Origin of the sequence: Winogradskyella maritima, assembly GCF_042650215.1 — a bacterium.
Lineage (GTDB): Bacteria > Bacteroidota > Bacteroidia > Flavobacteriales > Flavobacteriaceae > Winogradskyella > Winogradskyella maritima.
Genome location: NZ_JBHSAT010000001.1, coordinates 62414 through 76750, shown reverse-complemented (window position 1 = coordinate 76750; position 14337 = coordinate 62414). Strand labels below are relative to the sequence as shown.

The following is a 14337-nucleotide window of genomic DNA, read 5'->3' as shown; positions in this document are numbered from 1 at the left end:
AAATTTAGAGCTAATTTATGCGTATAAACACCAAATTAATTCTCTAATGATTTGCATATGAGAAAATTAAAAAAACAGTTTAAAACTTTATATCTCAAAATCCTAAACAGTTTAGTTTTTTATCCTGTACTGATAATCTTTTTTTTCTTCTTAAGCTCGGTATTATTACTAAGTTATGAGACCAGCTTATCAACACAATTCTTTAAAGATTATTTAAGTTTTCTCTATTTGGAGGATGTCGATACGTCCAGAGATATTCTTTCAACTCTTATTGCTAGCATACTGTCTCTCATGGTATTTAGCTTTTCAATGGTGATGATCGTTTTAAGTCAGGCGTCAACCAATTACTCACCACGTCTTCTGCCACAATTGATATCAGATACTAAAAGACAAATTATTTTAGGCATATATGGAGGAACTTTAATCCACTGCATACTAGTTTTAATTGCATTAGGTTCTGGAGATTCAAATACTTCTGAAAGAGGTATTTCAGTCATGGTTGCTTCGATTCTGGGTTTACTTTGCATTATATTATTTGTAATTTACATTCAGAATATTTCGAGCGTTATTAGAATAGATATCATAGTAAAGGATGTTTTTTTTAAGACAGAGTCGCTTTTAGACCATCAGCTATCTTTAAAGCCCTATGAAAGTACCACGGATTATGATGGCTGGTCGACCGTTTATAGTAGTAAAACGGGTTATTTTAAATGTTTTGACACAGAGCTTATAGACCCTAAGAATTTTCCGCATTTCGATGCGGATATTCACGTCTTACCATATGAATATAAGCATGTTTGGGAAGGAGAAGTAATTCTCAAAGTTGATGGCTCTTTAAACGAAGATATGAGAGAAAATTTGATAAGGGCTATAATTATAACCGAAGATCGGTACAAAGGTCAAAGCATTACTAATGGACTTATAAAATTGATGGAGGTAGTTGTCAAGGCCATTTCATCGGCAAAAAATGATCCCGGAACCGCAACTGATGTTATGCACAAGATTGGAAGATTATTAAGATTATCACTACGTCTGCCAGAGATGACATATGTAGACACCAATGACTATAATGGAAATCTGATTCAGCGTAATGTTGGTGCAAAGGAACTTATGAGATTAATAGTTCAGCCCATAAGAAACTATTCAAAAAGTGATTCGCATGTCACTGAAGAATTGTTGAATACTCTGAATTTCTTAATAGCTGATTCAAAAATAAACACCCACTATTTAGATGCTGTGAAAGATGAAATTGAACTAATTAAAGAGGATGTTGAAAAATATGAGAAAAATGAAAATGATAGAAAGCGAGTCCTAAGGCTTTTGGATAATAATAATTAAATCCCTTATTTTTTCCCATTTTATAATAAGAAGGTTTATAAAAAAATTTACGATTTATATATATTTAATCGAAATCGATTGTAAATTATAGGGTGCCCTTCCTCCATAGGATTAGTTACAAAGAAAAAAAACCACACAAGTTTAACTCGGTGGTTTTTCGCTTTAGATGTGCGGAGAAAGAGGGATTCGAACCCCCGGAGGTGTGACCCTCGCTGGTTTTCAAGACCAGTGCATTCGACCGCTCTGCCATTTCTCCTTGAGTGTCTCGTAGAACTATTTGCTCCAATGCGGGTGCAAATATATTATCTTTTATGACATAAAAAAAAAGAACCCAAATTTATTTATTTATATTAATAGTCCATGCTGAATAATAAACCACAAACACACTATTAATTCTTATAAAAGCAAAGATATTCTTCATTTGGGCACACCTACATATCCTGCTTAGTTTTATTTTTGTTATAACAACCTAAATTAAAAAAGAAATCATGAAAAAAAGTTACATTATTGCACTAATGATGTCGTTTATCGCAATAAACGCATTGTGTGCTCAAACAGTCGTCCTTGACACAGAAGTTGAGGTCGAGTCCGAGGTGGAGGCTGAAGCTACACCAGGACAAGTTGCCGGATCAGTCTCATTGGCTGCAGGTGTTGGCGCCAATTTTCCGAATGCACTGGCTAAAATCTTCCTTTCCGGAGGTATGTCTAGAGGGACAACAGTACCTGCTGCATCTGCAGGACGTTCTACACAAGGAGAGTTTTCTAGATTCCCATCCTTCAATAATTATATCCCGATTGCAGAGAATCGAAATTCTAGAAATAGAAGAGCAGATATTTTTTTGGCAGAAGCTGAGGTAGAAGTAGAATCTGAAGTTGAAGTAGAAGTAGAAAACGGTGCCGCTGTTGCTGTTGGTGGTACTGCTGCTGGTGCTGCTGGTGTGGGAGCATCAACTTACACTATACAAGGTGGGGGATCAGACACTTATTATTATCCTGCAAATACAGTAACATCTGTATTAGCGAGAACATCTACAGGGGTGAGTTTATCTCAAGTCAATATTGATTATCCGGAAAACACAGGCCCAAGTCAAACGATTGATGGAGGATCTAGCTCAAGTGTTAATAGATTAGCATTTAATGAAACAAAACCAGAAAGCAATTCTTCAGATACAAAATCTGATAACGGCGCTTCAACATTAAGGGATATCCCTTTTGGTGTGGTTTATGCAACAGAAACGGATGTACCTGTTTCACAAATTGAAACAGATACAGAAACTGAAGTTGAAGTGGAAGCAGAGGTAGAGGCTGAAGCAGAAACAGGTGCTGGTGGTGCTGCTGCGTCAGCTGGAGTAGCAACAATGGTAACAGGAGATTTCGGAGTTGTATCTAGTGATGTTAGAGTAAATACGTCAGCGTCGTCCTCTGTAGTCAACGATATTGAGCCACAGATATTCAGAATTCCAGAACCAGCAAGAAATTTTGCTGAAAATACGGGTAGTGGTAACGAAAATATTACAACAACGCGGAATTCTTCCCGTAATAATGGCTCTGCAATTCAGTTGAGAAGTACAGGAGAAACCGCTTTAAGAGACGCAACGTCTTTAGCAGATGTACCAACAGCTGTTAATGGTAAAGGATTTACAAGTTTTGAAACAGAAGCAGAATCAGAAGTTGAGGCTGAAGCAGAAGCTGAAAATGGAGCTGCCGTTGCGGGAGTTGCTACAGCAGGAAGTACTGGTGCCAATGGACAAACCTCAAGTGCTGAGTCTGCATCATCTACATCCGTTTCAACATCTACAGAAGCCGACAACGGTGTATCTGTTTTAGATAACGGACAGATGTTTGAGCAAGAATCAAGAAACCCAAGTTTAACTGATGCTTTACCTGGTGCTGGGGCTGAAGCAGAGGCTGAAGCAGAAGCTAACGCAGAAGGTACACCATCTATAAATACTACGAGTAATGCTCTAGGATTAGGTGATGCTTTGGCTCAAGGTACATTAGAGATTTCAGATGTCGATACCATGACGAGAACTTCAGATAATAGTTCTAATAATTCTGTGTCGAGTGATCCTAAGCATTACGACTTTTTTGAAGAACGTATTAGGAGTTGGGATGATGTTGCTGTAGCAAATGATGCTAGAGTAGCTTTTGCTCAAGACTTATCATTGAATAATATCGAATCTGAAGTTGAGGCAGAAGCAGAAGCTGAGGTAGGATTTAATTCGGCTGCCGCCGCTGCTGGAACCAATGCCACTCAAGGTAAAAACGGAGTTCTGCCATTTGAAGCAATGGCCGCATCATCTTCCTCTACATCAACAGGTGTTTTTGATCAGCCTGTAAATAACAATTCGCACGATAAAACAACCACACCTGCAACTGGATTAACTTATCCAGACTACGGAATAGATTTTTCAAGCTACGAATATGAAGCTGAAACCGAAACAGAAGTGGAAGCTGAGGTTGGATTTAATTCTTCTGCAGTTGCAGTTAGTGCAGCAGCAGGTGGGTACGATGGTATCCAAGTCAAAACTGCTTTTGATTCACATTTACATGCAGCAGCTGGTGCAGCTGGCGCTGGTAAAGTCGTTACTGTATCAATTACTATGCCTCTAGAAGGTGAGGCAGGTACAGTTAGTGCAACAGCTACCGCCAGTGACGATGAATTACGTGGTGTATCAGTTGCAGTTGCAGTAGCTGGTGTTCCAAATACACCGGGTGAGGATAATGAAATGGAGATGGAAGCTGAAGGTATTGATTTTGCAACCGCTACTGTTAGTATTGATACAGACCCGGCAAATGTTGCGAACCCTGTGATTCTTAATGGATTTGTAAATCCTCAAAATAGCAGTGAGACTTCATCAAGTAATAATGAAACTTCAGTGCCGCAGTTTGGTACTTTAGGAGAAGTTGAGGCCGAAGCCGAGTCGGAGGCTGAGGCTGGTTATGGCGTTGCGGCAGCGGCGGCTACAGCAGGAGCAACTGGTCGTTTTGCAGTATCTGAGTCATTCACCAAAGTGACTACAGACAATTATACTGGTGGCTATAATTTCAGCTTTGACGCTTTAATTAATGAATCTATAGCCATCATACCTATGACTACAAACGATGTCGTACTCTATTGGAATGGTTATGGTTATGATCAATTTATTATTGAGCAATTTAATGAAACAACGGGCACTTATGTCCAAGTTGGGATTGTTAATAGAGTTAATATGGATCAGTGGGAGGCATATAGCTTTAGTATTTCTGGCTTACCTGAAGAAGAAGAGCAGACGTTTCAAATTAGACCTACAACAAATGCAGCAGATGCCGTACAACTTACTATTACTATACCGGCGACATTGAGTAATGATGACATAATTGTTGAAAACAGTATTATTTTACCCTATCCAAATCCTGTATCTAATGTATTACACGTTAGAGTAAAACTAAGTAATAGTCAAGAAATCAAAGGAAGTATATATGACTTGTCAGGAAAACTAATTGATAGTTTTACTAGAGATTATAATACTAGTAACAGTGTGCAAACCTTAGATTATACAGTAAGTGAATCGATCTCTAATGGATTATATATCTTGGTTGTTTCTTCTGAAGAAATGACACAGAGTTATAAGATTTCAGTGATGAGATAATTTTAATTTTTAGTTAGATTGAAAGAGAGCGCAATTTATTTTGCGCTCTTTTTTATTTCCTCTCAAACACCCCAAACAATTCCTTCCCCATACGTTCTGAAATAGAATTATAACTCCGTTCAAAAACCTTTACCTTAAAATACTTTTCTAAATACGAGAGGTACAAATCCTTATCCCCACCAAAAGGACGTTTCTCAATGTCCCCAGTCAAAGGAAAATCAAACCAAAGTCCAATTAGTTTCCCGTTTGATTTTAATAAACGATGCATTTGCTTAGCATAAGCATTCCTATTAGCGTCTGTCGGAACGAACGAACAGAAAAAGGTTTGCTCAATGATGAGGTCGTAGGTTTCCGTATGTGTGAAAAAATCACCATGGATGAGTTGCTTTTTAGGAAAATTGGGATTGCGTTCTGCAAATGCATTTAAGGGAAACTCTGATATATCTAAGACAAAGACGTTTTTAAATCCTGCGTTGTAAATATATTCGGCCTCGTAGGCGTTCCCGGCGCCAGGAATTAGGATTTTGAGCGATTTGTCGTCAAGTTGATCGATGTACTCTACAATTGGCGTGGAAGGATAGCCGATATCCCAACCGGTCCTTTCGTCTTCGTAACGCTGGGTCCAATAGTTGTTTTCTGCTGTATTCATGCCTTAAAAATAAGACATCTTTAAACAATAAATAGGACGGCACGACTAGGCTTCTTATTTTTGTAAAAAATGGTTTATGGATATTATTTCTAGCCTAAAATGGCGATACGCTACTAAAAAATTTGATGCTACTAAAAAGCTCAGCGATGAAAAAATGGGCATTTTAAAGGAGGCTTTTAATCTTACGGCCTTGTCCTACGGTTTACAAACCTTACGACTGATTGTTATTGAGAGTAATGAAAAACGGAAGGCATTGGTGGCGCATGCTTTTGGGCAACGTCAGGTAGCGGATGCCTCGCATTTACTGGTATTATGTATTGATACGAAAGTAGATGCGGAAGATGTGGACCATCATTTTGAAGCTATTAAAACCATACGAAAAACGCCAGACGATATCTTGGATCCTTTTAAAGTTCAAATGACGGCAACCATTGAAAATATGAGCGACGCTGATAAAGAGGCTTGGACCAAGAACCAGGCCTATATCGCATTGGGAAATCTTATGACGGTCTGTGCCGTTGAGAAAATAGATAGCTGTCCAATGGAAGGATTTAACCCCAAAGCGTTTGATGAGGCTTTAGGTTTGAAAGAAAAGCATCTAAGTTCCGTGTTGTTGCTTCCAGTGGGCTATAGAGCTTCCGACGACATGTTTTCGGGGTTTAAGAAAGTTCGAAAATCAGTGACTGAAACGGTTATCGAATTATAATATAGCACTTATTTACACGTTCAAAACAGTATATTTGTTCATCTTAACATTGCATCTATGAAACGTCTTTCGGGTCTTTTAATTCTTATCTTTTTTCTAAGTACAAACGTGTCTGCTCAATCGAGTAAATGGCAAAGTGCATTTAATACAGCAAAGGCTGAAGCACAAGCACAGAATAAAATGATTCTGGTGTACTTTACGGACAACGATTCTAAGTCTGACGAAAAAGTTTTATATCGTCAATTTTGGAGTTCTTCGACCTTCAAGAGTATGGCTTCAAATTACGTTATACTTAACCTGAAGGTTTCTAAGGAACGAAAAAACAAAGCTAACGAAGATATCTACGAAGCCAGATTGAAAAAAAACTTCAACAATCAAGACAAATACCCGATGGTGGTTTTGGCTGATGCCTTGGGGAATAGAACGGGAATTTCCCTTTCTGAAATTTCGGAAGTAGCCATTAACGAATTTTTGACTAAACTACAATCTCACTAAGCTAAACTATGCCTGGATTTGAATTATTTGGCGACGCAGAACGCAATGAAGTACATGATGTTTTAGACAATGGAGTCCTAATGCGCTACGGTTTTGACGGTATGCGCAAGGGTCATTGGAAGGCCAAAGCGCTTGAAAGCGAACTTGAAACTTTTCTTGGTGTAAAGCATGTGCAATTGGTATCTAGCGGAACAGCAGCGGTATCAGTAGCGTTGGCTGCCGCAGGTGTTGGCGCAGGTGATGAGGTGATTATGCCAACCTTTACGTTTGTGGCGAGCTTTGAAGCGATTTTAATGTTGGGTGCCATTCCAGTCTTGGTGGATATTGATGACACACTTGGACTCGATCCAGACGCCGTTGAGCGTGCCATTTCAGATAAGACCAAAGCCATTATGGTCGTTCAGATGTGTGGTAGTATGGCTGACATGAACGCCTTAAAAAGCATTTGTAAAACACATGATCTGCATTTGGTGGAAGACGCCTGCCAAGCTATCGGCGGAACGTACAATGGACAACAGCTGGGAAGTATTGGCGATTTAGGTTGTTTTTCGTTTGATTTTGTAAAAACCATGACCTGTGGTGAAGGCGGTGCAGTAATAACGAATAATCCAGATTATTATACCAATGCAGACCATTATTCTGACCATGGTCATGATCATGTAGGAAGCGATCGCGGTGCGGAAACTCATCCGTTTTTAGGATATAATTTTAGGATTTCTGAATTGCACGCTGCCGTGGGATTGGCCCAAGTGAAACGTTTGCCTGAATTTTTGAATCTTCAGAAGCGAAATTTTGATATCATTAGAGATGAATTGTCAAAAATAGACGCGGTTGAATTTAGGCGTGTGCCCGAAGGTGGTGTAGAAAGCTGTGCCTTCCTCAATTTCTTTTTGCCAGACTTAGAAATAGCACGTGAGGTATCTTCAGAATTTAAAGCGCAAGGTGTGGATGCCTGTTTTCATTATTATGATAATAATTGGCACTACGTCCGTAAATGGGAACATCTTAAAGATATGAAGTCCTTATTTCCATTATCTGAAGAGGTCAGAAATGGCTTAAACTATTTAGGTTCGAAAACCTTCCCACAGTCCGATAGTTATATCGCTAGAAATATCTCCTGCCTCATCAAATTATCATGGACGGAAGACGAGGTCCGTCAGCGAGCACAATTGATGGCGAAGATTATTAACAGTGCTGTTTAGTAATTGATATACTCGGTGATCTCTAAGCCGTAACCTATAATACCAACCCGTTTGGTTTGTTCGCTATTACTGATTAAACGCAATTTTGTGATGTTAAGATCATGAAGAATCTGAGCGCCAATACCAAAATCCCGATTGTCCATAGCAATACGAGGCGCTTTGGTTATTTCACCTTGCACTTGTGATTCTTTCAATCGTGATAAGCGACTCAACAAGTTCGTCGATTGATTTTGTTGATTGATAAATAGAATAGCACCTTTTCCAGCATCATTAATGACATTAAACATATCATCAAGCTTCTGATCGGCATTGTTGGTCAATGTGCCTAAGATGTCGTTATTGACTAAGGTTGAATTAACTCTCGTTAGCACGGCATCACCAGAGGTCCAACTGCCCTTAGTCAAAGCGATATGAATCTGATTATTGGTCGTTTGCTCATACGCTCTGAGCCTGAATTGTCCAAAGCGTGTTTCAATATTAAAATCTTCCTTTTTTACGATAAGCGAATCATGCTCCATACGATAAGCCACCAAATCTTCGATAGAGACGATTTTTAAATCGAATTTCTCAGCCACTTTCATAAGCTGTGGTAGTCGTGCCATGGTGCCATCTTCGTTCATGATTTCCACAATAACACCAGCAGGTTGAAAACCAGCCAAACGTGCAAAATCAATCGCCGCTTCTGTATGTCCGGTTCGTCTTAAAACACCACCTTCTTTAGCCACCAAAGGAAAAATATGGCCAGGACGCGCTAAATCGTGCGCTCGTGTTTCAGGATCAATAAGTGCATTGACCGTTTTTGCTCGGTCTGAAGCGGAAATGCCTGTGGTAACACCGTTACCTCGTAAATCTACAGAAACGGTGAATGCTGTTTCCATCGGGTCAGTATTATTGCGAACCATCATGTTGAGATCTAAATCCTTGCAACGCTCTTCGGTTAGCGGTGCACAAATTAGCCCGCGACCGTGCATAGCCATAAAATTGATGGTTTCAGGAGTTACAGTTTCCGCAGCGGCTAAAAAGTCGCCTTCGTTTTCACGATTTTCATCGTCAACAACAATAATAACTTTGCCTAAGCGAATATCTTCAATCGCTTCTTCAATTGTATTCAGCACAATGTCCTTTTTTAAGGGTTCTACCAACATCAGTAAAATTTTGTCGCAAAGATAGGTCTAATTTATCTTTTCGAGGGTATTCAAATGGAAGTCGTGCTTCATTTTACTCTTGTATAAAAAGTATTCAAACGGATAGAGTGGAAGCGTTAGGAGTACTACAAGTGGATTTTTCATTTTGCGTTTCCCGCTTAAACTAGCATAGAATTTTCTATAAAAGATGAATGATACAATCACATAAATAAGGAAAATCACAAATGAAATAATACTTAAATCCCTAACTGTGATAGCCAATTCTGGTAATTTGTTATTTCTAAAAACAAAATGAAGAATCAAGAGAACAGCACCAATACTGTAGGTCACAAGGCTGGTTGTGGAATAATCGATATAGTCTTTAAGATCAACTTTAGCCGTTTGGAGATTCGTCGGGACATCTAGTCCTTTCTCTCTCATGTCACTGAGTGAAAGACCACGATCCATCAAATGCTGAATAGCAATTTGCTTCGGCTTTTTATCGATTTGGAATTCATTCTGGTCTTTTACAACCGCAACCAATTCTTCAATACTGTGTTTGTTGTAATAGCTATAGGATTGAATACGCTTGACATCCTCTGAGCCGTTTTTGCTTTTAAAGTTGAAGAGTTTTTTCAGTGGCACCAAAATCACATCCATTTCAAAGAGACCACGATCTTTTGTGGCTCTAGACGTTAAGTAGATGCTCAATGGTAGCATGATTGCAGTAGACAACCAAGTGGCTACAACAGGACTAAAGGTTCCATCTTTCGCACTGTTTTTCGAAAAAATGCCAATAAAGTGATAACTTAAAAAGAGCACTATCGCAATGACCATGGGAAGGCCCAAACCTCCTTTTTTAATTAAAGCACCGAGTGGTGCGCCAACAAAAAACAAGATGATACAGGCAAGAGCCAAAACGTACTTGTCGTGCAAAGCAATGATATGTCTATTCCGCCAAGCATCACGTTCTGCATAGGTTTTTTTATTGGTCTCTAAGATTTGTGTGGTACTTGTGGCTGTATTCATAGCGAGATTTAGCACCTGTATTTTAGCTTGATTATTGAACAAATCCAAAACTTCCCCATTAAATATAGTATCCGTTTTAGGTTCTATATTTACAGATAGTGTTTCATAAGTAGAACGATTATAAAGCGTGTTGGATAAAGTATTAAAGTCATCTTTACGCCTTTGGTAGAGACTGTCTATGGTGTAATTTAATTCCGAAATGTTAAGCATATTGTAACGCCCGTCACTACTTTTATCGTCAAGGTCTACGTTATTGAGATTGGCTAAATCTACATTGATGATGTATTTTTCAAAAGCACTCTGCGCATGGGGTTTCCTAGCGACATAGTCCCGATTGTTTTTAGTGATTAATTCATCATAATAGTTGCCGTCTGTTAATTCTAACTGAAGAATATTTGAATCTTCAGAACTGATCAACTCACCTTTATCAGCGACAATTACCGTGTAATTTCCGGGTCTGGAATTTTTCTTTTTATGTATGATAACGTTATCCAAATACTGACCACGATCACCAGTTTTGTTTTCAACTTTAATATTGATGTTTCCAATGTCGTTAAATTGCCCTTCTGCAATAGCCATGGCCGGCTTTACTTTAGCAATATTCCGCCTAAGGTTGTAGGATTCATATTCTGCCCATGGAATGACATTATTGGCAAAAAAGAAAGCACCAATCGCCAAGGCAAAAATAAAGATGGCTAAGCTTCTCATGGCGCGTTGCAGGGAAATCCCTGTGGACTTCATGGCAGCAAACTCATAGTTTTCAGCAAAATTCCCGAAGACCATGATAGACGCCAATAGAATAGTCAATGGTAAGACCAAAGGCACCATTTTAGGCGCAAAGTATAGAAGGAATTTACCAACTACTGCAATGTCCAAATCTTTGCCCGCCAGTTCGGATATGTATAACCATATCGTTTGGAGAACAAAGATGAACATGAGTATAGTAAATACACTCAGAAAAGTTTTTAGGTAGGTTTTGAGTATATACCTATCAAGTATTTTCAATCTAGTCTAATTTATTGATGTAGTAATCCGGATACTTATCGGCATCAAATGTAAATAAGGTTTCTGAAATAGGTTCGTTGGTTTTAAAAGAATTAACAGTCAAAGTCGTCTTTGTACCATTTTTACCCACTTCAATTAAATTGTAAATATGTTTTGTCGTTGCATCAATACCTAAAAGAATGTGCTTTATTTCTGAATTACCATCGATAGGCGTCAACTTTACAAACTGAATTTTTCGTCCTTTTACGGTCTGAACGATATCCATTTTATAGGCATACCCATCTTCATAAAAGGATAACATCTTACTTGGCGTGATGGTACTTTCATCTTCCGTATTGTCTGAAGAAATGGTCACTTCCTCGTCCTCAGGACTAATGGTGTACAAGGTTTTTCCGTCGAAAACGCGGGTGATACCCAAAATATTCAAAACGTATTTATCGCCCTTAATCGTAACATCGCCTTTTGTTTCTTGGTTGATGTTTTCGGACTGATTATTTAATTCGTATTTAAAGTCTAACTGAATATTGTTGTAAGCCTTTGCTTTTTTGCTCACCTCGTTTAATAAAGCTTCTGCTTTGGCGTCATTCTGAGCAATTAGGCCTCCTGTAAAAAGTAATGCGATAATAAAAACTATCTGTTTCATTTTTTAAATGCTATTAATCGTTGTTTGTTTCATTTTCTAAAAGCTGATCGAGGGCTACAAAATCGGGGACTAAAACTTGTCGGGCTTTAGAACCTTCAAATGGCCCTACAATCCCTGCAGCTTCGAGTTGATCGATGATGCGTCCCGCTCGGTTATAGCCTAATTTTAATTTACGTTGCAATAAAGACGCTGAGCCTTGTTGCGCGGTGACTATGATTTCTGCAGCTTCTCTAAACAGCTTATCTCTGTCTGCAATATCTATATCAAGATTTGTGCCACCTTCTTCGCCGACATATTCTGGTAATAAATAGGCATCTGGATAGGCCTTTTGCGCCCCGATAAATTCCGTGATTTTCTCCACTTCGGGTGTGTCTACAAAGGCACACTGAATCCTAATCATGTCATTTCCTTGCGTATACAGCATGTCACCACGACCGATGAGTTGGTCGGCACCAGAGCCATCTAAAATGGTTCTGGAATCTATTTTTGAGGTGACACGGAATGCAATTCTGGCAGGGAAATTTGCTTTTATGATTCCCGTGATGACATTAACGGACGGACGTTGCGTAGCGATAATCAAATGGATACCAATAGCACGTGCTAATTGTGCGAGTCGGGCAATTGGGGTTTCTACTTCTTTACCAGCCGTCATGATTAAATCTGCAAACTCATCCACCACTAAAACGATGTAAGGCAAAAACTGATGGCCATCATTCGGGTTGAGTTTTCTGGCCTTGAATTTTTTATTGTATTCCGCAATGTTTCTACAAAAGGCGTTTTTTAGCAATTCGTAGCGATTGTCCATTTCAATACAGAGCGAATTCAGTGTATTAATAACCTTGGTGTTATCCGTAATGATGGCGTCCTCGCTATCGGGAAGTTTCGCTAAATAGTGACGTTCTATTTTATTGAAAAGCGTGAGTTCTACTTTCTTAGGGTCAACAAGTACAAACTTGACTTCCGCAGGATGTTTCTTATAAAGTAATGACGTCAGTACAGCATTCAGTCCCACCGATTTTCCTTGTCCGGTGGCGCCAGCCATCAACAAGTGAGGCATTTTTGCCAAATCCACAACAAGTGTTTCATTGCTAATGGTTTTACCAAGGGCAATCGGGAGTTGCATTTTACTGCTTTGAAACTTCTGAGAGGCAATCGCCGAATGCATCGAAACAATCGTCGCATTTTTGTTTGGGACCTCAATACCGATGGTACCTTTTCCTGGTATTGGTGCAATAATACGAATACCTAAAGCTGAAAGCGATAAAGCAATATCGTCTTCTAAATTTTTGATTTTTGAAATCCGAACACCAGCATCAGGAACAATTTCATAAAGTGTTACGGTTGGTCCAATCGTTGCTTTGATGCTCTGAATGCCGATTTTATAATTGTTGAGTGTTTCAACGATTCGGTTTTTATTTTCTTCGAGCTCTTCCTGATTGATGGCGATGCCTTCGTTATCGTATTTTTTTAGCAAGTCTAAAGTCGGGAATTGAAAGTTACTCAATTCTAACGTTGGGTCAAATTGTCCGAAATCCTCAACTAACTTATCAGCAAGATTATCGCTTTCCGACTTTTCCTCTTTTGCCGTTTCCACTTCCATTTCCACCTTTGGCTCGTCAACAACCATTTTAACTTCAGGAACGGGTTTAGGTGTTGGTTTCTTGATTTCAGGTTTTGAATCTCTCGACGAATGTTTGGCTATGGTTGGTTCTAGATTTTCTAAAGGAATCTCGAAAGCTGATTTTATGGCTTCGGCTTCTTCGGACAAACTATTGTCTATCGGGGCGATGGTGTCTTCTTCAGGTGTTGCTTCTGTTTTGAATTCAGATGTCACGCCTTTCTTAGCACGTTTAAAGACATTTACAAAGGTATCTCCTGTAGCTTTAAATCTGATTGCCATATAGGTGATTAAACCAAAGACGAGTAGGAGGGCAGTACCAATTTTTCCGATGTAATCCTGAAAAAACTGATTCATTTCATAACCAATTGTTCCACCCAGGACATCGTACTTATGCGTGAAAAATCCGAAGAAAATAGATAACCAAATCACGATGAGTGTACCCCAAATCCAATGTTTGCGGAGTCGGGACATTTTTAGGTTTAGTGTGACGTATACGCCAGATAAAAACAACAAGCCCGAAAATATAAAAGACGGAATTCCAAACCCACGGGTAATAAATAGGTCGCTGACTTTGGCGCCTAGAAGTCGCGCCCAGTTTTCGGCTTCGGCATCACGCGATGGGAATTCGGATAAAATGCTTTGGTCGGCCTTTCCTGTAAAGAGGAAGGAAAGGAAGGAGATGAACAACAGCACCCCAAGAATGATGAGTAAACTCCCAAAAATCAGTTTTTGTTGGCTAGACAGTTTTAAAGACGGACGCTTTAATTTTTCACTGGTTTTTGTGGTTTTTTTCTTGGTTGTTTTTTTAGCCATACGATTGTTCGGTGGTTGTTATGATGCGGGTCTGTAAAACCGTTTGGCATCAGTAAATCAAAAATACAAATAAGAAACGT

Annotated in this window: 10 protein-coding genes and 1 tRNA gene; 5 read left to right on the top strand and 6 right to left on the bottom strand. The window is 39.1% G+C overall.

Annotated elements, in window-relative coordinates:
- Positions 1-57: 57 nt before the first annotated feature.
- A complete protein-coding gene (locus ACFOSX_RS00310; protein WP_386095855.1) occupies positions 58-1338 on the top strand; it encodes a DUF2254 domain-containing protein in 1281 nt (426 codons plus the stop codon).
- 171 nt (positions 1339-1509) lie between these two features.
- Here ACFOSX_RS00310 and ACFOSX_RS00305 read toward each other — a convergent pair.
- Positions 1510-1594, bottom strand: a tRNA-Ser gene (locus tag ACFOSX_RS00305).
- Positions 1595-1826: 232 nt separating this feature from the next.
- Between ACFOSX_RS00305 and ACFOSX_RS00300 the strand changes: the two genes are divergently transcribed.
- Positions 1827-4970 (top strand): T9SS type A sorting domain-containing protein, encoded by a 3144-nt coding sequence (locus tag ACFOSX_RS00300; RefSeq protein WP_386095853.1) that lies wholly within the window; start codon positions 1827-1829, stop codon positions 4968-4970.
- Positions 4971-5022: 52 nt separating this feature from the next.
- Here the strand turns inward: ACFOSX_RS00300 and ACFOSX_RS00295 are convergent, their stop codons facing one another.
- Positions 5023-5619: a methyltransferase domain-containing protein gene (locus tag ACFOSX_RS00295; protein ID WP_386095851.1), complete on the bottom strand. Its 597-nt coding sequence runs from the start codon at positions 5617-5619 to the stop codon at positions 5023-5025.
- A gap of 76 nt (positions 5620-5695) precedes the next feature.
- Between ACFOSX_RS00295 and ACFOSX_RS00290 the strand changes: the two genes are divergently transcribed.
- The 3 genes from ACFOSX_RS00290 to ACFOSX_RS00280 are packed head-to-tail and all read left to right on the top strand — an operon-like array spanning position 5696 to position 8022.
- Entirely contained in the window at positions 5696-6325 is a 630-nt protein-coding gene (locus ACFOSX_RS00290) for an NAD(P)H-dependent oxidoreductase (protein WP_386095849.1), read from the top strand.
- A gap of 57 nt (positions 6326-6382) precedes the next feature.
- On the top strand, positions 6383-6820 hold the full coding sequence (locus ACFOSX_RS00285; RefSeq protein ID WP_386095847.1) for a thioredoxin family protein: 438 nt from the start codon (positions 6383-6385) through the stop codon (positions 6818-6820).
- 8 nt (positions 6821-6828) lie between these two features.
- On the top strand, positions 6829-8022 hold the full coding sequence (locus tag ACFOSX_RS00280; protein WP_386095845.1) for a DegT/DnrJ/EryC1/StrS family aminotransferase: 1194 nt from the start codon (positions 6829-6831) through the stop codon (positions 8020-8022).
- On the opposite strand, the gene ribB is transcribed toward ACFOSX_RS00280, so the two are convergent.
- Genes ribB through ACFOSX_RS00260 form a run of 4 tightly spaced genes read right to left on the bottom strand, consistent with a single transcriptional unit; the run spans position 8019 to position 14257 of the window.
- The gene (ribB, locus tag ACFOSX_RS00275; protein WP_386095843.1) at positions 8019-9167 is read right to left on the bottom strand and encodes a 3,4-dihydroxy-2-butanone-4-phosphate synthase; all 1149 of its coding nucleotides are present in this window, start codon (positions 9165-9167) and stop codon (positions 8019-8021) included. The two genes, ACFOSX_RS00280 and ribB, sit on opposite strands and share 4 nt — an antisense overlap.
- 27 nt (positions 9168-9194) lie before the next feature.
- Positions 9195-11180 (bottom strand): LptF/LptG family permease, encoded by a 1986-nt coding sequence (locus tag ACFOSX_RS00270; protein ID WP_386095841.1) that lies wholly within the window; start codon positions 11178-11180, stop codon positions 9195-9197.
- Position 11181: 1 nt separating this feature from the next.
- The gene (locus tag ACFOSX_RS00265; protein ID WP_386095839.1) at positions 11182-11823 is read right to left on the bottom strand and encodes a LolA family protein; all 642 of its coding nucleotides are present in this window, start codon (positions 11821-11823) and stop codon (positions 11182-11184) included.
- 13 nt (positions 11824-11836) lie between these two features.
- Positions 11837-14257, bottom strand: a complete 2421-nt coding sequence (locus ACFOSX_RS00260; protein ID WP_386095837.1) for a DNA translocase FtsK — start codon at positions 14255-14257, stop codon at positions 11837-11839.
- Positions 14258-14337: the final 80 nt, after the last annotated feature.